At 60.2% G+C, this 20,352-nt stretch carries 16 protein-coding genes; 7 read left to right on the top strand and 9 right to left on the bottom strand.

The annotated features are described in order from the left end of the window. The first annotated feature begins 194 nt into the window (after positions 1 to 194). From betT to HMPREF2562_RS10065, 3 genes are all read left to right on the top strand, one after another. The gene (gene betT / locus HMPREF2562_RS10055) at positions 195 to 2,375 is read left to right on the top strand and encodes a choline BCCT transporter BetT (protein ID WP_070549956.1); all 2,181 of its coding nucleotides are present in this window, start codon (positions 195 to 197) and stop codon (positions 2,373 to 2,375) included. Then, positions 2,376 to 3,944 (top strand): aldehyde dehydrogenase family protein, encoded by a 1,569-nt coding sequence (locus tag HMPREF2562_RS10060; RefSeq protein WP_070549957.1) that lies wholly within the window; start codon positions 2,376 to 2,378, stop codon positions 3,942 to 3,944. Positions 3,945 to 4,085: 141 nt separating this feature from the next. Beyond that, positions 4,086 to 4,904, top strand: coding sequence for a CDP-alcohol phosphatidyltransferase family protein (locus tag HMPREF2562_RS10065; RefSeq protein WP_083295729.1), 819 nt, complete (start codon positions 4,086 to 4,088; stop codon positions 4,902 to 4,904). Here HMPREF2562_RS10065 and HMPREF2562_RS10070 read toward each other — a convergent pair. Beyond that, the gene (locus HMPREF2562_RS10070; RefSeq protein ID WP_070549958.1) at positions 4,901 to 5,920 is read right to left on the bottom strand and encodes a hypothetical protein; all 1,020 of its coding nucleotides are present in this window, start codon (positions 5,918 to 5,920) and stop codon (positions 4,901 to 4,903) included. The genes HMPREF2562_RS10065 and HMPREF2562_RS10070 overlap by 4 nt on opposite strands. Before the next feature lie 204 nt (positions 5,921 to 6,124). Between HMPREF2562_RS10070 and HMPREF2562_RS10075 the strand changes: the two genes are divergently transcribed. Beyond that, positions 6,125 to 7,609 carry a YeeE/YedE thiosulfate transporter family protein gene (locus tag HMPREF2562_RS10075; RefSeq protein ID WP_070549959.1) on the top strand — a complete coding sequence of 495 codons (1,485 nt, stop codon included), beginning with the start codon at positions 6,125 to 6,127 and terminating at the stop codon, positions 7,607 to 7,609. Positions 7,610 to 7,685: 76 nt separating this feature from the next. Continuing rightward, the gene (locus tag HMPREF2562_RS10080; protein ID WP_070549960.1) at positions 7,686 to 8,357 is read left to right on the top strand and encodes a YdhK family protein; all 672 of its coding nucleotides are present in this window, start codon (positions 7,686 to 7,688) and stop codon (positions 8,355 to 8,357) included. A 200-nt stretch (positions 8,358 to 8,557) separates the two neighbouring features. On the opposite strand, the gene HMPREF2562_RS10085 is transcribed toward HMPREF2562_RS10080, so the two are convergent. The 8 genes from HMPREF2562_RS10085 to HMPREF2562_RS10115 all read right to left on the bottom strand — a co-directional run bounded on the left by HMPREF2562_RS10085 (position 8,558) and on the right by HMPREF2562_RS10115 (position 19,694). Further along, a complete protein-coding gene (locus HMPREF2562_RS10085) occupies positions 8,558 to 10,240 on the bottom strand; it encodes a dipeptide ABC transporter ATP-binding protein (RefSeq protein ID WP_070549961.1) in 1,683 nt (560 codons plus the stop codon). Continuing rightward, a complete protein-coding gene (locus HMPREF2562_RS10090; protein ID WP_049171781.1) occupies positions 10,237 to 11,235 on the bottom strand; it encodes an ABC transporter permease in 999 nt (332 codons plus the stop codon). The genes HMPREF2562_RS10085 and HMPREF2562_RS10090 overlap by 4 nt, the downstream gene beginning before the upstream one ends. Further along, complete coding sequence (locus tag HMPREF2562_RS10095) at positions 11,228 to 12,154, bottom strand: ABC transporter permease (protein WP_016421610.1); 927 nt, start codon at positions 12,152 to 12,154, stop codon at positions 11,228 to 11,230. The genes HMPREF2562_RS10090 and HMPREF2562_RS10095 overlap by 8 nt, the downstream gene beginning before the upstream one ends. A 4-nt stretch (positions 12,155 to 12,158) precedes the next feature. Continuing rightward, positions 12,159 to 13,904 carry a peptide ABC transporter substrate-binding protein gene (locus tag HMPREF2562_RS10100; protein ID WP_070437242.1) on the bottom strand — a complete coding sequence of 582 codons (1,746 nt, stop codon included), beginning with the start codon at positions 13,902 to 13,904 and terminating at the stop codon, positions 12,159 to 12,161. A gap of 479 nt (positions 13,905 to 14,383) precedes the next feature. Next, positions 14,384 to 14,800, bottom strand: coding sequence for a YdiU family protein (locus HMPREF2562_RS11115; protein ID WP_246819347.1), 417 nt, complete (start codon positions 14,798 to 14,800; stop codon positions 14,384 to 14,386). Between the two features lie 6 nt (positions 14,801 to 14,806). After that, entirely contained in the window at positions 14,807 to 16,012 is a 1,206-nt protein-coding gene (locus tag HMPREF2562_RS10105) for a protein adenylyltransferase SelO family protein (RefSeq protein ID WP_246819348.1), read from the bottom strand. 140 nt (positions 16,013 to 16,152) lie between these two features. Beyond that, positions 16,153 to 18,384: a 3-hydroxyacyl-CoA dehydrogenase NAD-binding domain-containing protein gene (locus tag HMPREF2562_RS10110; RefSeq protein ID WP_070549962.1), complete on the bottom strand. Its 2,232-nt coding sequence runs from the start codon at positions 18,382 to 18,384 to the stop codon at positions 16,153 to 16,155. A 74-nt stretch (positions 18,385 to 18,458) separates the two neighbouring features. Further along, complete coding sequence (locus HMPREF2562_RS10115) at positions 18,459 to 19,694, bottom strand: acetyl-CoA C-acetyltransferase (protein ID WP_070549963.1); 1,236 nt, start codon at positions 19,692 to 19,694, stop codon at positions 18,459 to 18,461. Between the two features lie 243 nt (positions 19,695 to 19,937). On the opposite strand from HMPREF2562_RS10115, the gene HMPREF2562_RS10990 reads away from it, so the two are divergent. Together HMPREF2562_RS10990 and HMPREF2562_RS11205 are read left to right on the top strand one after the other, a co-directional pair. After that, positions 19,938 to 20,093, top strand: a complete 156-nt coding sequence (locus tag HMPREF2562_RS10990) for a hypothetical protein (protein ID WP_168162084.1) — start codon at positions 19,938 to 19,940, stop codon at positions 20,091 to 20,093. Between the two features lie 97 nt (positions 20,094 to 20,190). Next, positions 20,191 to 20,331 (top strand): hypothetical protein, encoded by a 141-nt coding sequence (locus HMPREF2562_RS11205; protein ID WP_371325815.1) that lies wholly within the window; start codon positions 20,191 to 20,193, stop codon positions 20,329 to 20,331. Positions 20,332 to 20,352 lie beyond the last annotated feature (21 nt).

Genomic DNA, 20,352 nt, shown 5'->3' on the forward strand with positions numbered 1-20,352 from the left:
CACCTATATAGAATGCCACACAATTGGTATTCAATTCCAGTTGGAATGATTTTAAACGTCTTGAAAACTGGGTAAATATGCAGGTGAAGGTGTTGATGTTGGTATTGGAGAATTCTTCTGAATCGATTCTTAAACTTGAGGGATTATTCAAACTAGGTATGCTGGGTTAGTTCCCGAATCTGAAGGATTTTCCTATGTCTGATACTCCGCCAACTGAGAAGGTAACGGAGGAAAAATCTGGATCGTCGCAAGGAATGCAGCGATCGCAGTCGGCCCCTCCACAACAAGCGCAAGCGAGTGTGACCTCCGAGCCTGAGGTCAACTGGCCTGTATTTATTATTTCAGGTGTTGGCATTCTTGCCATTGCCCTGTGGGCTATTTTTGCCCCGGACAATGCAGCGGACACCCTAGCTGGCATTGTCGCCTGGGTATCGAAGAACTTCGGCTGGTTCTATATTGTGACCGCGACGGTGGCAGTGCTCTTCATGCTCTACGTCGCTATCTCGCGAACGGGACAGATTAAGCTCGGCCCCGATCACGCCAAGCCTCAGTTTGGTCTGTTCTCCTGGGCCTCTATGCTCTTTGCGGCGGGTATCGGCATTGACCTGCTCTTCTTCTCGGTAGCGGAGCCGGTGGCACAGTTTTATGGCCCGCCGACCGGAGACGCGGAGACCATCGAAGCTGCACGTCAGGCAGTGGTGTTCACGCTCTTCCACTATGGCGTGACCGGTTGGGCACTCTACGCCCTGATGGGTATGGCATTCGGCTACTTCGCGTATCGCCTGAACATGCCGCTGACCATTCGTTCGGCGCTCTATCCGATTATCGGCAAGCGCATCCACGGCCCCGCTGGTGAAGCGGTCGAAATCGCGGCGATGCTGGGTACCGTTTTCGGTGTCGCAACCTCGCTGGGTATCGGCGTCGTCCAGCTGAATTACGGCCTGCGTGTGCTGTTCGGGGTGGATGAGAGTACGTCCTGGCAGATCGCTCTAATCGTCGTGGCCGTATCGGTGGCTATCGCCTCCGCAGTTTCCGGTGTCGACAAGGGAATTCGTCGTCTCTCGGAGCTCAACGTTGGCCTGGCCATCTGCTTGATGCTCTACATCCTGGTTACCGGCCGCACCGCGTTCCTGTTTGACGCACTGGTGATGAACGTCGGTGAGTACGTCTCGAAGTTCCCGTCCATGACTATGGATACCTACGCGTTCTCCGGAGCGCAGGAATGGTTGAACTCCTGGACCCTGTTCTTCTGGGCTTGGTGGGTGGCCTGGGCACCGTTCGTCGGTTTGTTCCTGGCTCGCATTTCCCGTGGCCGTAGTCTGCGTCAGTTTGTCGTCGGCACGCTGACCATTCCATTCCTCTTCGTTCTGATGTGGGTATCGGTGTTCGGTAACTCGGCTCTGGACCTGGTTATCGGTGGCGATTCGGAGTTTGGCCAGACTGCACTGGATTACCCGGAGCGTGCCTTCTACCTGCTGCTGGAGCAGTACCCGGCGCCGATGATGGTGGCTGCAGTCGCATCTCTGATTGGCCTGTTGCTCTACATCACCTCGGCGGACTCGGCGGCACTGGTGATGAGTAACTTCACTTCGAAGATCACCGACACACAGCAGGACGGTAAGAAGTGGACCCGTATTTTCTGGGCTGTCGTGGTCGGTGTGCTGACCATCTCCATGCTCTATGTCGGTGGTATTCCGACGCTGCAGTCGGCAACGATTGTGATGGGTCTGCCGTTTGCCTTTGTCATCTATCTGGTGATGTATGGCCTGTTTAAGTCGCTGCGACTGGAGCTGTTGCAACAGGATTCGACACGTCGAGCCCTCCACGGGGCGATGTCGGGCCGCGCCGTGGATGGCCAACAGGGTGACTGGCGCAATCGACTTGCCCGCTCCATGTCCTTCCCGGGCAAGAAGCCAGTCATGCGCTACCTCGACCGAGTGGTGCAGCCCGCACTTGAACAGGTGGCAGATGCTATCAGGGAACGTGGCGGTGAAGTGACGCTGCACCGTGAACCAGCAGAAGAAGTCGGTATTGACCAGATTGACCTGCAGGTCGGATTCGGCGAGGAGATGAGCTTCCGCTACCAGGTCTATCCGGTTGAACACTTGACGCCGTCTTTTGCTGGCCTGGTACACCTGGACAGTGATGCTGATATTTACTACTACCGCCTCGAGGTCTTCACGCTGACCGGTTCGCTCGGCTACGACGTCTATGGCTACACCCAAGAGCAGCTGATTTCCGACGTCCTCGACCTCTACGAACGGCACTTGGAGTTTTTGCACATGCAGTCTGATCTCCCGGGCACCTCAGATCTGTCCGATAATGCCGAACCTGTCCGCGAATGGTCTGATGACTACGCCAAGGAGGATTCCTAAATGACCTTTAAGCCTTCAACTACTGATAAGGCCCTCGCACCCGAGACCGCCAAATCCCACGAAGGCGCGGCCACGCTGTTTATCGACGGCACCTGGTCCGCTGCAGCCGCTGGCAACACTCGCACTATCGAGTGCCCGGCCGATGGCTCTTTCATCGCCGAAGTTGCGGAAGCAGATGCGACCGACACCGAGCGCGCCATCGCCGCCGCCGACGCCGCCTTCCGATGTACCGGGGAAGGTTCCTGGGCATCCTGGAGCACAGCTGAGCGCAGCAAGTTGGTACTCGACATCGGTGCTGCCATCAGGCAGCGCAAGGACGAATTTGCCTGGGCAGAGGCCATGGATACCGGTAAGCGCCTGCCAGAGGCGGCAGCCGATATGGATGACATCATCGCCTGCTTTGAGTACTTCGGGAAGCTTGCAGGCAATGATGCCGGTCGTCTCGTGGATGCGGATGACCCGTCCGTCGTCGCGCGTATTGTGCGTGAGCCCGTCGGTGTCTGTGGTCTGATTACGCCGTGGAACTACCCACTGCTGCAGACCGCATGGAAGGTCGCACCGGCGCTGGCCACGGGCAATACCTTTGTGCTCAAGCCGGCGGAGCTGACTCCGCACACAGCAATTCTACTCATGCACGTCATCGATGATCTGGGTGTTCCGGCGGGCGTTGCCAACCTCATTACCGGAGCTGGTGCCGAAGCGGGCGCACCGCTGTCCTCGCATCCGAAGGTGGACATGGTCTCCTTCACTGGCGGTCTTGTCACTGGCAAGATTATTGCTGGTGAAGCGGCTAAGTCTGTGAAGAAGGTCGCGCTTGAGCTCGGCGGCAAGAACCCGAACATCATCTTCGCCGACGCCGATTACGAAGCCGCTTTGGACAATGCCCTCAATGCTGCGTTCCTGCACTCCGGTCAGGTGTGCTCGGCGGGCGCTCGCTTGATTGTGGAGGAGTCCATCGCCGAGAAGTTTGTCGACGATCTGGTCGAGCGCGCCGGACACATCCAGCTCGGCGGTCCGCTCGACGAGAAGGCCGAGACCGGTGCGCTGATTTCGAAGCAGCACTTGGATAAGGTCGCGGCATACGTCGATCGAGCTCGTGAGCAGGGCGCTCGTGTGCGCGTAGGCGGCGAGATCGCCGCAGGTACCACCGCCGATGGTTCCGCCTCGCTTGCCGACGGCTACTTCTACCTCCCAACCGTGATTGACCAGGTCACCCGCGAAATGGACTGCGTTCACGACGAAGCCTTTGGCCCGGTAGTGACGGTGGAGACCTTCACCACGGTTGACGAGGCCATCGAGATCGGCAACGACACCGAATACGGCCTGGCCGGTGCGGTGTGGACATCTAACCGCGAGGTGTCTGAGCGTGTTTCCCGCGAGCTGCGTCACGGTACCGTCTGGATCAACGACTTTGGCCCCTACCTGCCACAGGCCGAGTGGGGTGGCTTTGGTCAGTCCGGTATTGGCCGTGAGCTGGGCCCGACCGGCCTGGAGGAGTACACCGAAGCCAAGCTGGTCTACGAGAACACAGCACCGGCTGTTACCGGTTGGTTCGAGGATCGTCGTTAAATAACTCGGCACAAGTCCGAGTAAAAATACGGGAAAACGACCCATCGGCCGTTATACTCACCGATTGAAAAAATCGACTCTGCGCACAACTGCGATAAAGGTTTGCAGTTGTGCGCATTTGTTCTCTAAAGGACATCTGCCGTGAACGCTACTACCCGCTCCGACAATGCCAGTTCTAGTGCCGCCAGTGGGCCAGATACTGCCTGCGCCGATACTGCCAGCACCGCCGCGACCTTCACCCGCTTCACCCGGCGCCAGCATGTCATCGCCTGGGCTGTGCATGCCTTTACGCTGACCGGTTTGGTGTGGGCAACGCTGGCTGCGGTCGCACTGTTGGAGGGCCGCCCACATTGGATGTGGTTTTGGCTGGGCATTGCCCTCGTCGTCGATGGTGTCGACGGCAATATGGCGCGTAAGCATCACATCAAGGAAGTCGTCCCGTGGTTTAACGGCGCAGTGGTGGACAATATCGTCGACTATCTCACCTGGACCGCCATACCCGCGGCTTTCATGGTTATGTATCTGCCGCTGGGGCCACGGCCGTTGGCGATTGCCCTGATCATTTTGGTCCTGGTGTCGTCGATGTTCTGCTATGCCAACGAAGCCGCCAAGTCCGGCGACTACTACTTCGTTGGTTTCCCCGCCGCGTGGAATATCGTGGCGGTCTTGCTGTGGGTATGGAACGCGCCGATGGCGGTGTGTATCTCTGCCATTTTTATCTTCAGCGCAATGACGTTGGTGCCGCTGCACTACACGCATCCATTCCGCGTGGAACGCGGCCGGATTGCCAACATTGCCGCAACGTTCATCTGGATTGTCTCGACCGGCATGCTTATCGCAAGTGAGACGATGGCAGCGTCGTTAAGCAAGGCGTCTATCCACGGGCTTGTGGCTGTCAACGTTGCCGCCGGTGCCTGGCTGATTATTGGCGGCGTGCGGCGCTCGCTTAGCGGTCGCTAGCGGCAGTTGGTGGGTGGTTGGCGCAGGATTGCGGAGATGGCGCGGTCGCGCAGCCAGCGGACGTATTCGACGGCGCAGGCTGCAACAATTAACGCAATGACAAAGATGGTGACCCACACCGGATAATCGCGTCCGTTGGCCCAGAAATAGACATAGGGCGAGACGAAAGTCACTACGGTGATCAGGAGCCCCAGCATTCTTCGGCCGAATGAGCGGCCGGTGATCATCTCGACAATTCCCCAGGTGTAGGGGATAGCGGTAATGATGTCGATGCTCCACAGCACCCAGACATTGCCGTGGAATCCGGGGACGAAAACCACAGGTAGCGCGCGGAGCGAAGAGTAGACCATCACCACCAGGTAGGCCAACACTTTCGGGTTGTAGAGCAGGCGCCACACGGGGTTGCGCTCGATGAGTTTGGTCCCGACTTTGCGTAGTGCATGCAGATCCTTTTGCTGCATGACCAGCGTATTTGTTCCCTCCAGCAGGTAAGCGAGCAGTTTTTGCTGCACGCGACTGCCGTGTGCCCAGGCCTGTACCAGCTCGCTTGGCGAGATAGCGATGGGCACCAGTGGTTCTCCGCGCTGCTTCAGTGCAGTTGGAAGCTCGAGGGTACTGTCATCGAGCTTATCGACGGCCAGTTCCGGGCCCACCACATGAACGATGTCGCCGCCGAGGATGTTTTGTACCTTGTCCACATCACTTTCGGGCAGCGAGCTGAACCAGAGTAGCTGCCGGGAGGAAATTGCCATCCGCAAGGCGGTGCCCAGAGCTTCTGCCGCGTCATCGATGGCGTAAAAGTCCTGCGTGTTGGTGTGGGCGAGTGAACGCAAGCTGTCGATTGTCACGACATTTTTGGCATTGAGCTCGCTGAGGCGGGCCACGCCGGAAATATCGATGACCGCCTGAGGGTCAAGGGCGAAAGCATGGGTAAAAGGAAGGTCGAGTATCGAGCGCATCGCAAGGAGCCGCTGGTGTCGCTGGTGTCCAACCAGGGCTGAATTCTGTGCGCTCATAGTGTTTTAGCTTGCCACAACTTGCGCTTCTCACCAGCAACTATACGGTTCGGTCTGTCTATTGGCAGGTGTTCTACCCTGTGAAAACTTCATTAAGTTGGACTTTTTTCGCTGTGTAGAGTAGCTTCTAATCCACTAATAGACAGGTCTGTTCATTATGGCTTTGATGGCGGACTGGCTCATAAATTTAGGAGAAACACTCTCATGCTCATCTCAGGACTAGCGCTGGGCGCCGTGCTCGGCTTTGTTATGCAGCGAGGACGCTTCTGCGTCACCGGCTTCTTGCGCGACATCTTCACTCAGCGCAGCTGGCGCGGCTTCGTCGCCCTGCTGATTGTTATTTCCGTCCACGCCATCGGCCTGGCCGCACTGACCAGCGCCGGCGTGATTACTCCCGAATACAACGAGCTGGCACCACTGGCCGTTATCGTCGGTGGCGTTATCTTCGGACTTGGTATCGTCCTGGCCGGTGGCTGCGCCTCGGGTACCTGGTACCGCTCCGGTGAGGGCCTGATCGGCTCCTGGATCGCACTGGTCTTTTACGCCCTATCCGCTGCTGCCATGAAGACTGGCTTCCTCAATGGCCTGCAGGATTCCCTGAAGGACCGCACCGTCGGCCTGACCAGCATCCACGCCTCTCTGGGCATTAGCATCTGGCCACTGGTGATCGCGCTGAGCGCCGTCACGGCATACTTCGCTGTCCGCTTCCTGCGCGAAGAATTCTCCGGTCCGCGCCCGGCCACTCTGGCGCCACGTAAGTCCGGTCTGGCGCACATTCTGACTGAAAAGGCCTGGCACGTGTACGCCACCGCCGCCATCGTCGGTGTACTTGGCGTTATCGCATGGCCGCTGTCCGCCGCCACCGGCCGCAACGACGGCCTCGGCATCACGACTCCGTCCTCCAACCTCGCCAACTACGTTGTCACTGGTGACACCGAGCGTTTCGACTGGGGCGTCCTCCTCGTCCTCGGCATCCTCGTCGGCTCCTTCATCGCGGCCAAGGCCTCCGGTGAATTCCGCCTCCGCGTCCCGGACGCCACCCAGGGTGCACGCTCGGTCGTCGGCGGCATCTTCATGGGTGTCGGCGCTGCGTGGGCCGGCGGCTGCACCGTCGGTAACGGCATGGTCCAGACCTCGCTGTTCAGCTACCAGGGTTGGCTCGCACTGGCGTCCATCGCCGCAGGTGTCGCTATCGCCGCAAAGCTCTGGCTGAAGCCGTCCGCACCTTCGCTTAACGACGTCCCGAGCACCCCTTCCACCACCAACGACACAGCGGTATCGGCAACTGCTCCGGTCACTTCGACTGCTACTTCGCCTGTGTCCCTGCCGGGTAGCGAAGGTGCCGGTGCCGCTGGCACCGAGGCCTCCCCGCTGGCGGGTGCCTTTACTGTCGCGCCGGTAGCGTTGCTCGACCGGAGCGTCGTCAAGCAGGAAGACGGCAAGCTCACGCCACTGGGCGATGGGCGTTACGAGCTCGACACCGTCGGCGCGGTGTGCCCATTCCCGCTGATCGAGGCCAAGGACGCGATCAACAAGATTGAGGTCGGCGAGGAGCTGGTGATCCCATTCGACTGCACCCAGGCCACGGATGCGATTCCGCGGTGGGCTGCGAAGGATGGCCACGAGGTCACCAATTTCGAGCAGACCGGTGAGGCTGGCTGGACTATCTCTGTTCGCCGAGGGCGATAAGTCCTGGTGACGCTGGGGGAGCGTTGTTAGGCTGAGGTCATAGATTGATTGACACCAACAACAAAGGAGCTCAACCATGGCAAAGAATATTCGACCACTAGATGCTCTCGTAGCCGCGGGTGCCGCCAGCGTCCTTGTGCTGGCCGGTTGCTCCTCCGATGATTCGGCTAGTACTGAGGCAAGCAGCACTGGTAGCGAGACCAGCTCTTCCGTGTCGGCCACCAGTACTGAGGGCCATGACGACATGGATGATATGGACGATGCCGATGAGCATGGCGGTCATGGTGACCATGGTGATGACGCGATGGCCGGCCATGACCATCCGGCCGATGGTGGTCCGGCTCCAGAGGGAATGATTGCGGCGGACAACGCGAAGTTCCCGGTCGGCAGTGAAGTGCAGGTTCTCGCCGATCACATGCCGGGCATGAAGGGTGCAGAAGGCAAGGTTGTTGGTGTTTTCAACACCACTACCTACTCCGTTTCCTACACCCCGACCGATGGCAGTGAGCCGGTGAAGGACCACCGCTGGGTCGTTCATGAGGAGCTGGAGAACCCAGGCGAAGCACCGCTTGCCGACGGCTCCGAGATCACCATCAACGCCGAGCATATGGCGGGCATGAAGGGGGCCAAGGGCACTGTTGACTACTCCACCCAGGAGCCGGTGTACATGGTCGACATTGACGATGATGGTATGACCATGAAGAACCACAAGTGGGTTACTGAAAGCGAGCTTGCTCCGGAGGACTAGCAGGCTGTCTGGACGGTCTTTCCGGATAGCTTTCTCTCTTCTCCCGCTCAATCCGCTCCGACTCAAAATCGCCCAGCCACTTCACGACACCTATGTCACCTCATGCCGCCTCCACAGCTGGTACGAGGTGACGCCTGTGTCGTGAAGTGGCCCAGAGGGGGGCGGAGCGAAGTGCCCTGGGGAAACAGGCCACTGCCCAGCTACAGATCCAAATCCAACGACGCACCTGGGATGGCGTCCAGCAGTCGCTGGGTGTACTCCTTCTCCGGGCGGTCGAAGAGCTCATCCGTTGGACGGTGCTCGACCATCTTGCCGTGCTCCATCACGATGATTTCATCGGCTACCTGGCGCACCACCGCGAGGTCATGCGTGATGAACAGGTAGGCCAGGTCCAGCTCTTCCTGCAGCTCAGCCAGCAACTCGAGCACCTGCGCCTGCACCACCACGTCGAGGGCGGAAACGGCCTCGTCACAGACCACAACCTCAGGATTCAGCGCCAGCGCACGCGCGACTGCCACGCGCTGACGCTGACCGCCGGAGAGCTCACCGGGGAAGCGGCGTCCCATCTCGGCTGGCAGTGCCACGCGGTCGAGCAGGTCGAATACGCGCTGTTCACGCTCCTTCTTGGTACCAATCTTGTGAATGCGCAATGGCTCCTCGATGGAGGAATGCACGGTGCGCATCGGATCCAGCGTCGCGTATGGATTCTGGAAAATCGGCTGAATGCGACGTCGCAGTTCCAGCTCCTCTTTACGATTCCGGCCCTGGACTCGTTTGCCGTCGAAAAGCACTTCGCCTTCGGTCGGATCGAGCAGACCCAGCGCCATGTTGGCGACAGTGGACTTGCCCGAACCGGATTCGCCCACGATTCCGATGGTGCGACCGCGACGCAGCGTAAAGCTGATGTCATCGACGGCGCGGAAGGAATCCTTGCGCCACGGACGGTCGCCGCGGATGGCAAAGTCGCGCACCAAGTTCTTCGCGACCAGAATCTCCTTCTGGTCCGCATCCGATGTCGTCGGCGCCGCCACCACGCGATCACCGCGCCGGGCAGCCAGCGATGGAGCCGCCGCGATCAGCTGCTTGGTGTATGGATGCTGCGGGCGGGTGAGGACTTCCAGAGCAGGGCCGGTCTCCACGACACGTCCTGCTTGCATAACGACGAGTCGGTCAGCGCGCTCGGCAGCCAAACCGAGATCATGAGTAATAAGCACCACGGACGTGCCGAGTTCGCTAGTGAGCTTGTCGAGGTGGTCGAGGATCTTCTTCGCCACGGTCACGTCGAGAGCGGAAGTGGGCTCATCGGCAATCAGCAGCTTTGGGTGCGCGGCCAAGCCCATCGCGATAAGCGCGCGCTGGCGCATACCACCGGAGAACTCGTGCGGGTACTGGTCGATACGCTTTTTAGCGTTCGGCAGGCCAGCCTGTTCCAGCAGCTCAATCGCCTTTTTGTGGGCCTCGGAGCCAGTGGCGATGTTGTTGGCGCGCAGCGCCTCCTTAATCTGGGAACCGACGGTCCACACTGGATTGAGATTGGTCATCGGATCCTGGGGGACCAGGCCGATGCCGTTGCCGCGGATGCTAACAAACTCGCGGTCGGTCAGGTGTGTGATGTCACGGCCATCGAAGGTGATGGTGCCACCGGTGACTTCACCATCACCGGGCAACAGCCCCAGCGCGGCGTGGACAGTGGTGGACTTACCCGAGCCGGACTCGCCGACAATGGCGACCGTCTCACCGGGGAAAACCTCCAGGTCGACGTCATGCACCACATCGGTCAACGATTTACTGCGGCGGCCGGACGCTGTGGTCGTCGGAAAGCCAATGCAGACATCCTTCAAGGTGAGAATGGGCGCTGCGGAAGTATTGGTGTCGGTGCTCATCGACGACGCTCCTTCGGGTCGAGAGAATCCTTCAAAGCGTCACCCATGAGGATGAAGCCGAGAACGGTAATCGCCAGGGCGAGTGCTGGCCAGAACAGGTTGGACGGGGCCTGGCGGAGCACCTGCTGTGCGACAGAGATGTCGTTGCCCCAGGAAACGGTGGTCGTCGGCAAGCCAATGCCCAAGTAGGACAGCGTGGCCTCGGCGACGATGTAAATACCCAGCGAGGTCGTGGCCATGACGATGACAGGGGCGAGGCAGTTCGGCAGCACATGGCGGAAGAGAATGCCAGTGCTGGACAGACCGAGCGCCTTGGAGGCGGTGACGTATTCCTCGTTTTTCACTGAGATCACCGAGGAGCGCACCACGCGCGCCATCTGCGGCCAGCCGAAAGCAGCGAGCACGAAGACCACGGACCAGATGGTGCGTTCGGTAAACAGCTGCATCAGCACGATGCCGGCGAGAATCAGGGGGATGGCAAAGAACATGTCCGTGATGCGGGAGAGCACCGCGTCGACCCAACCGCCGAGATAGCCAGCGATGGCACCGAGGATGATGCCCACCACGGTCACGGCCAGGGTGACGCCGATGCCGACGATGACCGAGGCGCGGGCACCGTAGATGACACGGGCGTAGACGTCGTAGCCCTGCTGAGTGAAGCCCATCGGGTGGCCGTCGCGGGCTGGGGCCAGCGAGTCACGCAGGTTTGCCGCCGTCGGGTCCACAGAGGTGAACAGCGACGGGAATGCGGCCACTGCGATGGAGAGCAAAATAATGAATGCGGAAACCCAGAACAGTGGGCGGTAACGCAGGTTCTGCCAGGCCGAACCCCAGAGCCCCAGTGGTGGGGTATCCGGCAACTGCTTGTGGTCGGGGTTCGTCGCCTGTGCGGCGGGGGCCTGCGCGGTGTTGGCCTGCGCGGTGCCGGTATGCACGGCGTTGGCCTGCTTTTCTGGCTGAGTCGAATCTAACTGCGTCGAATCTGGCTTAGGCATAACGAATCCTCGGATCCAGGACTGCGTAGAGCAAGTCGATGAGCAAGTTGGCGAACATGTAAATAACCACCAGGATGGTCACGATGCTGACCACGGTGGGAGCTTCACCAATCTGGACGGCGTGGAAGATCAGGCCACCGATACCTGGCACGTTGAAGATGCCCTCGGTGACAATTGCGCCGCCCATCAGAGCCGCGAGATCAGCGCCGATGAAGGTCACAACGGGAATTAGCGAGTTGCGCAAGATGTGGCGACGGGTGACTTCAGAGGTTGGCAAGCCCTTGGCGCGGGCAGTGCGTACGAAGTCAGCATGGCGTGCCGACGAGACCTCGGAGCGCGTCAGTCGCAGAACATAAGCAACCGAGACGAGACCCAGCACGAATGCCGGCAGCAGCAGGGAGGTAAAGGAGGCATCGCTACCAACGGTGGGGGAGACAATCTCCCAGCGCACACCGAAGAGGTAGCGGGCCACGAAGCCGAGCACGAAGGTCGGAGTTGCGATAACCAGCAGGGACATCACCAGAACGGTGGAGTCGAAGAAGCCGCCCTTGCGCATACCGGCAATAACGCCGAGGCCGATACCGAAAATGGCCTCAATGGCAACGGCCATCAGCGCCAGGCGAATCGTAATAGGGAAGGCCAGCGCAATTTCCTCGCCGACCGAGCGGCCGGAGAAGGTCTCGCCCATATCCAGGGTGAATAGGCCCTTGAGATACTCCCAGTACTGGACGAGGAAAGGCTCATCCAGGTGGTAGTGAGCGCGCAGTGCTGCGACCTGCTCCGGTGGCAGCTGCTTATCACCAGCCAGTGCAGCGATGGGGTCGCCTGGCATGGCGAAGACCATTGCATAAATCAGCAGTGTGGCACCGAAGAATACCGGCACCATCTGCAGGAGTCTCTTTCCGATATACCAACCCATGGTGCTAGTCCTTCTCAATCATTGGGTAGTCCAAGATGCCGTCCCACATCACTACGGCATTGCGCAGCTTCGGGTTCCACGCCACCGAAGCATTGGGGTACCACAGCGGAATCGCTGGTAGGTCCTCCATCAGCACAGACTGAGCCTTGACATAAATCGGCTTGGCATCTTCTGCGCTCTTTGCCGAGGCCGCCTCCTGAATCAGCTTGTCGAACTCCGGGTTGGAGTAGTGGTTGTCATTCGAGGAGCCACCGGTGACGAACTGCGGAAGCATGTAATTGGCCACAGATGGGTAGTCAGCTGCCCAGCCAGTGCGGTAGCCGCTGGTGATGGTCTCGTTGGAGATTTCATCGCGCAGCTGCTTGAAGGTCGGGTAGGCCTTGCCGTGGGAATCGATGCCGAGGGTCTCGCCAATCATGTTGGTCACCGCTTCGACCCACTGCTGGTGTCCGCCGTCGGCGTTGTAGGCGATGTCGAACGAGCCGGTAAACGGCGCAATTTTGTTGGCTTCGGCCCACAGTTGGCGGGCCTTCTTCGGGTTGTATTCCAGCACCTCTTGGCCAGGTACGTTCGGGTCAAGGTCACCGAGCGTCAACGAGCTGAACTCGCGCGCCGGGGTGCGGGTGTCGAAGAAAATCTTCTCAGTGATTAGTTTCCGGTCAATCGCCATAGAAATCGCTTGACGACGAAGCTTGCCCTCTTCACCCGAAAAACCTGGCAGATTTCGCGGAATTGCGAAGTACTGCGAAGACGAGGTCGGGACATTTGCGCTGGAGTCGGGGAAGTCGGTTTGGAAGCTGGCGAGAGCCGTTGGTGGAATTGTGCGTGGCAGCGTGTCCAGGCGGCCGGCCTGGAGGTCTGCATATGCGGTGTCCACGTCCGAGTAGAAGCGGTATACCAGGCCGTTGTTACGGGCCTTGTGCTCACCGGCGAAGTCATCATTGCGAACCACAGTTAGCTGGTTGTTGTGCAGCCAAGCGCGGCCTTCGGCCATCTTGTACGGTCCATTGCCGATTGGGTGTTCACCGAAAGCCTTCTTGTCTTCGAACGCGGCCTTCGGCAGCGGCATAAACGCGACATAGCCGAGGCTGAGCGGGAAGGAAGAATCTGGGTTGGTCAGATCCACGGTGAACCTCAGGTCATCGACCTTTTTCAGGCCGGAGAGTGTTTTCTCCGTGGCCTTTTCTCCCGAAACAGCATCAAAACCCTGCACGTTGGCGAAGAAGGACTGCTGCTTCTGCAGGTTCGGGCCGTAGGCAGCGTAATTCCAGGCATCGATGTAGCTCTGCGCGGTGACTGGTTCGCCGTTGTGGAAGGTCCAGCCCGGTTTTAGCGTGATGTCGAAATGGGTCGAGTCCTCGTTGGGCTTAATTTCTGCCGCATGGTCCAGGATCATCGAGCCGTCGGTGTCGTAGCGCACCAGACCTGAGTAGAGCATGCGGAGGATATCGCCACCACCGGTTTCATTGGTGTCAGTGGTGTACAGCGGCGACTGTGGTTCGGAGTTCTGGACCACAATGAACCCCGCGCCGACCTGTTGCTGGTCAGTGCTGCAGGCAGCGAGCGCGCTTCCTGGCAAGGCGATTACCAGCAAAGCCGCCAGGATCTGGCGGACATGCAGCGTGAACTTTCCTTTTCCGCTGAGCGTTGTTGCGTGCAGTTTTGTGGCACGGGACTTCTCTCGCTGTCGGAGCTTCCGCCGGAGTTTCTGCCGGGTGTGGAAGGGGCCGGAGGCAACGGGTCTATGCATCGCGAGCCTTTCTAGATTCTGCCAGATAGGCGATATGAATTTGGTGATCGGCTCACTCCAAATGACTTAGATACCCACCTCCCACCTGCATAGGCAATGGTGGTGGTGACAACTTGGGTGTGGTGGGCTCTAAGGTTTGGATACGACCGTTCAATACAGTCTCTAACCATACAAGTCCAAAAAACATATGAGTATTAATCAGGCGAACCATCCCTTATTTGACGGTGTCTTTTACCCTCGATTGGGGAGTTAATCCTGTGCAGTGGTGCAACGTTGTAACATCCTGGCACCCCCGCAGGGGTTGGGGCTGCTGAATTTCTGGCTGTCCCACCGCCGGGCTCCTGTCCGGCCCCATCCGCGACTTCACGACACAGGTGTCACCTCATGCCACCTCCACAGCTGGCACGAGGTGACACCTGTGTCGTGAAGTGGGCTTTGGAAGAGGAAGTGGACTTTGGAGGAGGCGGAGAGGCAGCGCATTAAGTCCCACAGTACGAGTGGAAAGCACCCAACTCCCGCGGTGCCGGCTCCGTGAACCCCGCAGGGACGTCTTGCGACTCAAAGGGGTTGGTTACCGCCTCCAGCAGGTGCCGGTAGTCGGTCAGATCCCCCGCCCCTGCCGCCGCTAACGCTTCCGTGACCAGGTAGTTTCGCGGAATATACAGCGGATTCGTTTCCTCCATAAGTGTCAGGGCCGTCGTCTGGTCGATTCCCAGCTCTTCCCGCGTCTGCTTCCACAACTGCCCCCACTCAGCCGCGGCGGCGGGGAACGCAGGATCAGCGGTCAGCCTGGTCAGCGCAGCCAACGCAGCAACTGTATCCCCATCACCATCGGCCAGAACCTCAATCAGCGCCCGATGAGCATTCGTATGGTCGAGCCCAAACTTCGCCAGCAACGCCTGTCACTGCTGCACCAGGGGGATGGCCAGCGGGTCGTCGTAAAGCGAGGGGAGAATCCCCAACTTGGGCAGCCACCTGCGGCTGAGCGCATCGGTGAATTCGTCGGCGAATTCGCCCAGGATGTCGCGGGCGCGTGCGAGGGCTTCCTCCGGGGTGCCTGCGAAATGCGGTAGCAAAGTCTCCGCAAGCTTCGACATGTTCCACCCCGCGATTGTTGGCTGCGCGCCGTACGCGTACCGACCGCCGTGATCAATGCTGCTAAACACCGCCCGCGAATCGTGCGCATCCAGAAACGCACACGGCCCAAAGTCGATGGTCTCGCCCGCGATGCTGGCATTGTCGGTGTTCATCACGCCGTGGACAAATCCGCAGGCCAGCCACGCCGCAACGAGATTGGCTTGCCGCTTGACGACGTCCCGGAGAACCGACTCCGCCGAACTCTCGTAGCCGTGCCGCTGCGCGGCGAACTCGATGAGCCGATCCATGATTCCGGTGTCCGTTCCGGAGCGAGCGACCAGCTCGAACGTGCCAACTCGCAGGTGGCTGGATGCTACGCGCACGACGATGCCACCCGGTTGAAGTTCGGTGGTGGGGTCGGTGTTGTCGAATGGGGTTTGCGAGCCGCGGTAAATCTCTTCGCCGGTTTTGATGACCGCCAGCGCGCGGGTGGTGGGGATGCCGAGCGCATACATGGCTTCGCTGATGAGGTACTCCCGCAGCGCGGAGGTCAGCGTGGCTTTGCCGTCACCGCCACGGGAAAAGGGCGTGGGGCCGGTGCCTTTCGCCTGAATCTCGTAGGCCTGGGTGTTGTCGCTGTGGGTTGTCTCTTTGGGGCAGTCGGGCTGGTTAGGCGGACAGTGCAGCCCAGTCAGCCCCGGTTCAACCTCAACTGTGGCAAGCAAGAGCGCGCGACCATCACCGAGTAGGCCTGCGAAGTTGCCGAACTGGTGGCCGGCATAGGCCGTGGCCATCGGGGTTGTGTATGCGCCGAGTGGGGTATCGGTTTCCTGGCCGACTCCGTGATCGGCGCCGTGGCCAGTGAGGAACTTCAGGCCAGCCTCCGAGCGAAGCCACTGCGGGGAGAGGCCGAGTTGGGTCGCGAGCTCGTCGTTAAGCATGACCAGCTGCGGCGATGGGGCATCAAACCCCTGCTGGTCGATAGCGAGTTCAGGCAGTGCGGTGGGCAGATCAGCGACGTTTCTAGCCATGTGCGCAGTTTAACGGGTAGGCCGAATTGGGGTTGGTGCGCTGGTGCGTTCAGCGGTGCTACGCCGTTGACGTGGCCTCGAAGGCGAAAAACCCCGGTTACTGGAACAATTCCAGCAACCGGGGTGCGCTCGGGGTAGTCCTACTTCTTCAGGGACTCCGGAGCGTTGAAGCGCTCACCGTGCTTAGCGGCCAGCTCTTCGGCGCGCTCGACGAAGCCCGCGACGCCGCGGCGCTCCGGGTGAGCTGCGGCCGGGTCGACAACAGTGGCGCCGTCGTAGTTCTTAATGAACTGGCGAGTACCACCGGTCCAGGCCGGGTAGCCGATACCGAAGATGGAGCCGATGTTGCCGTCGGCGTCGTGAAGCAGAACGCCCTCGTCGACGCACTTCTGAGTCTCGATGGCCTCGATGAAGAGCATGCGGTCGACCAGCTCCTGCAGGTCGGTGTCCTCCGGAGCGATCGGGGCGATGTTCAGCTCCTCACGGAGCTCATTGAACAGGCCCGGCCAGAGACCGGAGCGCTTGCCGTCGACGTACTCGTAGAAGCCCTTACCCTCGAGCTTGCCCGGGCGCTCGAACTTGTGCAGCATGGCCTCGACCAAAGCCGGTACGCCGCCCTCGTCCAAGGTCTGACCTGCAGCCTCGGCGGCAGCGCGGGTCTCGCCAGCGATCTTCTCCATGAGTTTGAGGTTAAGCTCGTCGGCAAGCTGGAGCTGCGGTGCCGGGTAACCAGCCTGGCGACCAGCGGCCTCGATGATGGCCGGGTCGTAGCCCTCAGCGACCATACGCAGGGCCTCGTTGATGACGGTGCCGATGACGCGGGAGGTGTAGAAACCGCGGGAGTCGGTGACAACAATCGGGATCTTGCGGATTGCAACAGCGAAGTCCAGCGAAGCGGCGAGGATTGCCGGGTCGGTGTTGTCGCCGGAGATGATCTCAATCAGCTGCATCTTGTCCACCGGGGAGAAGAAGTGCAGGCCGATGAAGTCCTTCTCACGCTTGACGTGGGAAGCCAGCTCGGTGATCGGAAGGGTGGAGGTGTTGGAGCCCAGGATGCAGGTCTCCGGAACTGCGGCCTCGATCTCGGCGTGAACCTTGTGCTTGAGGTCGGTGTTCTCGAAGACGGCCTCGATGACCAGGTCGACATCGGACAGGTCGTCGTAGGACTCAGTCGGCTTGATGCGGTTCAGCAGCGCTGCGGACTTCTCCTCAGTGGTGCGACCGCGCTTGAGAGCCTTGGCCTCCAGACCTTCAGAGTAGGACTTACCGCGCTCGGCGTTCTCCAGGGAAATGTCCTTCAGGACAACTTCCATGCCAGCCTTTGCACACACGTAGGCGATACCTGCGCCCATCATGCCGGCGCCGACAACGGCAACCTTCTTGAACTCGCGCTTCGGGTACGGGGTGCCGTCAGCCTGCAGTGGACGGGAGCCGCCACCCTGAGCGTGGTTGAGGTCGAAGAAGAACGCCTGCATCATGTTCTTCGACTGGGTGCCGGTGACCAGCTCGGTGAAGTAGCGGGACTCGATACGCAGTGCAGTGTCGATGTCGACCTGAGAGCCCTCGATGGCAGCCTGCATCGCAAGGCGCGGAGCCTTCATCGGGGAGCCCTTGAGCTGCTTGGTCAGGTTTGCCGGGAAGGACGGCAGGTTCATTGCGAACTTAGGAGTCTTCGGATCGCCGCCCGGGATCTTGAAGCCCTTCTCATCCCACGGCTGTGCGGCCTTGGCGTCTTCGCTGGTCAGCCATGCACGAGCGGTGTTGATGAGCTGCTCCGGAGCAACAACCTCGTCAACGAGGCCAGCTGCGAGAGCCTTGCCCGGGTTCATCTGAGCGCCGGTCAGAATGACCTTCATCAGCGCGTCCTGAATGCCCAGCATGCGCACGACGCGGGAAACACCGCCGCCACCCGGCAGCAGGCCGAGGGTGACCTCTGGCAGGCCAATCTTGGAACCGCGGGCATCGGCAGCAACGCGGTGGTTAGCAGCCAGCGCGACCTCGAGGCCGCCGCCCAGTGCTGCGCCGTTGATGGCAGCAACAATTGGCACCGGGAGCTTCTCCAAGCGACGCAGGGAGGCCTTCATGTCCTCGACCATGTTGAACATGTCAGCTGCATCGTCCTCAGTGGCCTTGGACATCTGCTTGATGTCGCCGCCTGCGAAGAAGGTCTTCTTCGCAGAGGTGATGATGATGCCCTTGATGGAGGTCTCAGAGCCGTCGCCAATTTCGTTTTCCAGGCGCTCCACGGTGGCGCGGATGTCGTCCTGGAAGGTCTTGTTCATGGTGTTGACCGGTGCGTTCGGGTCATCCATGGTGAGGGTGACGATTCCGGCGTCGTCCTGATCCCACCGGAACATGTTATCTGTGCTCATAAATCAGTCAGTCCTTTGTGGTTATCGCGGTGTGACCGCGGTAATTGTCGCTGTGAGTTTCGTTCCGGTTTGCTTTAGACGCGCTCGATGATGGTTGCAACACCCATGCCGCCAGCCACACAGAGCGAGATGAGGGCGTAGCGGCCACCGGTGCGGTGCAGCTCGTCGATTGCGGCGCCGGTGATCATGGCACCGGTTGCACCCAGCGGGTGACCCATGGCCATTGCGCCACCGTTGATGTTGAGCTTCTCGTAGTCGATGCCCAGGTTCTGCTGAGCATGCTTGACGACGGCGGCAAACGCCTCGTTGATTTCCCAGACGTCGATATCGTCGACGGTCAGGTTGGCCTTGGCCAGTGCCTCGCGGACAGCCGGCTCGATACCGGTGAGCATGATGGTCGGCTCGACACCATTAACGGCGGTGGCGACAACGCGTGCGCGTGGGGTCAGACCCATGTCTGCGCCGGCCTTCTCAGAACCAACCAGGGTCAGTGCAGCGCCATCGACGATGCCGGAGGAGTTACCTGCGTGGTGGACGTGATTGATGCGCTCAAGCTGCGGGTACTTCTTCAGTGCAACTGCGTCGAAGCCACCCTGCTCGCCCATCATGGTGAAGGCTGCGCGCAGGCCGGAGAGGGACTCTGCGGAGACGCCCTCGCGAATGGTCTCATCGCGGTCGAGGATGGTCAGGCCGTTAGCGTCCTTGACTGGGACGACCGAGCGGTCGAAGCGGCCCTCAGACCATGCATTTGCGGCACGGGCGTGGGAGAGCGCTGCCATTTCGTCGAGGGACTCGCGGTCAAAGCCGTCGAGCGATGCAATCAGGTCAGCGGAGATACCCTGCGGGACGAAGTCGGTCGCGAACGAGACCTGTGCATCCATCGCCATTGCGCCGCCGTCGGACATCATTGGCACGCGGGACATGGACTCGACGCCGCCGGCGAGGACGAGCTCGTCCATGCCGGAGCGGACCTTCTGAGCAGCCAAGTTGATGGCGGAGAGGCCGGAAGCGCAGAAGCGGTTGATCTGGACACCGCCGGTGCGGTACGGCAGACCTGCGGTGAGTGCTGCGGTGCGGGCAATGTCCGCACCCTGGTCGCCGACCGGGCTGACGCAGCCAACGATGAGGTCGCTGATGCGTTCTTCATCCAGTTCTGGGAAGCGGTTGCGAATTTCGTCGATGAGGCCGACGAGAAGTGATACCGGGCGTACCTCGTGGAGGGAGCCGTCCTTCTTGCCCTTGCCGCGAGGGGTGCGAATTGCCTCGTAGATGAAGGCTTCGCCGCCCGGCTGAATGGTGGCGGAAGTCATGTGTTTTTACCTCACAGATTCGTCGTAAAGTGTCGTGCGTCACTCTATAACGAATGGCGGATTGCCGGGGGTGATTTGAGGGGTGCTGGGGAGAAAGTTGACTCGCTGTAGTCTCTCACCTGCGGTTATGGGAGAAACCGGGGGTAATTACATAAGTAGTTTTGGTGATGTGGCGCGAGAGTGGGGCGCGTTGCAATGTGGCAGGCGAATGGCGGGGGCTCGATTCTGCCTTAGGATTAGTTCGTGACTGGCGCACTCTTTGATGACATTGAGTTTCCTGTGTCGTCCGTCGAGGAGCTGAGTACCGTTTGCGACTTCGTCTCCAGCGTATTCGGGTGGAATTACGCCATGTACGGCGACGACTGCGCCGATACCAGCGATTCTGGCATCGTCAGCTGAATCAACGCCGAGGATCCCACCCGCGCAATCATGCCCCCTCATTCGAGCAGCGGATCTCGATGCCGCCTACGAGCAGGTCACGTCCGCGGGTGGCAAGATTGTCAAGGAACCATACGACTTCCCAGGTAGTTTTCGCTTTTGCTTCACGACGCCCGCCGGCCACGAACTCGGCGCGTGGACTCCGGCGGCGAAATTGACAGATACGCGAGATACCGTTAGCCACGCTCGTGCGTTGTGAATCAAAATCCCACTGTGCCGA

The sequence above is a fragment of the Corynebacterium sp. HMSC077G07 genome (genome assembly GCF_001809225.1).
GTDB lineage: Bacteria > Actinomycetota > Actinomycetes > Mycobacteriales > Mycobacteriaceae > Corynebacterium > Corynebacterium jeikeium_D.

Bases quoted from the DNA above. Each gene is read 5' to 3' on its own strand.
- betT (WP_070549956.1), top strand. From the start codon at position 195: ATGTCTGATACTCCGCCAACTGAGAAGGTAACGGAGGAAAAATCTGGA.
- HMPREF2562_RS10060 (WP_070549957.1), top strand. From the start codon at position 2,376: ATGACCTTTAAGCCTTCAACTACTGATAAGGCCCTCGCACCCGAGACC.
- HMPREF2562_RS10070 (WP_070549958.1), bottom strand. From the start codon at position 5,920: ATGAGCGCACAGAATTCAGCCCTGGTTGGACACCAGCGACACCAGCGG.
- HMPREF2562_RS10075 (WP_070549959.1), top strand. From the start codon at position 6,125: ATGCTCATCTCAGGACTAGCGCTGGGCGCCGTGCTCGGCTTTGTTATG.
- HMPREF2562_RS10080 (WP_070549960.1), top strand. From the start codon at position 7,686: ATGGCAAAGAATATTCGACCACTAGATGCTCTCGTAGCCGCGGGTGCC.
- HMPREF2562_RS10085 (WP_070549961.1), bottom strand. From the start codon at position 10,240: ATGAGCACCGACACCAATACTTCCGCAGCGCCCATTCTCACCTTGAAG.
- HMPREF2562_RS10090 (WP_049171781.1), bottom strand. From the start codon at position 11,235: ATGCCTAAGCCAGATTCGACGCAGTTAGATTCGACTCAGCCAGAAAAG.
- HMPREF2562_RS10095 (WP_016421610.1), bottom strand. From the start codon at position 12,154: ATGGGTTGGTATATCGGAAAGAGACTCCTGCAGATGGTGCCGGTATTC.
- HMPREF2562_RS10100 (WP_070437242.1), bottom strand. From the start codon at position 13,904: ATGCATAGACCCGTTGCCTCCGGCCCCTTCCACACCCGGCAGAAACTC.
- HMPREF2562_RS10105 (WP_246819348.1), bottom strand. From the start codon at position 16,012: ATGGCTAGAAACGTCGCTGATCTGCCCACCGCACTGCCTGAACTCGCT.
- HMPREF2562_RS10110 (WP_070549962.1), bottom strand. From the start codon at position 18,384: ATGAGCACAGATAACATGTTCCGGTGGGATCAGGACGACGCCGGAATC.
- HMPREF2562_RS10115 (WP_070549963.1), bottom strand. From the start codon at position 19,694: ATGACTTCCGCCACCATTCAGCCGGGCGGCGAAGCCTTCATCTACGAG.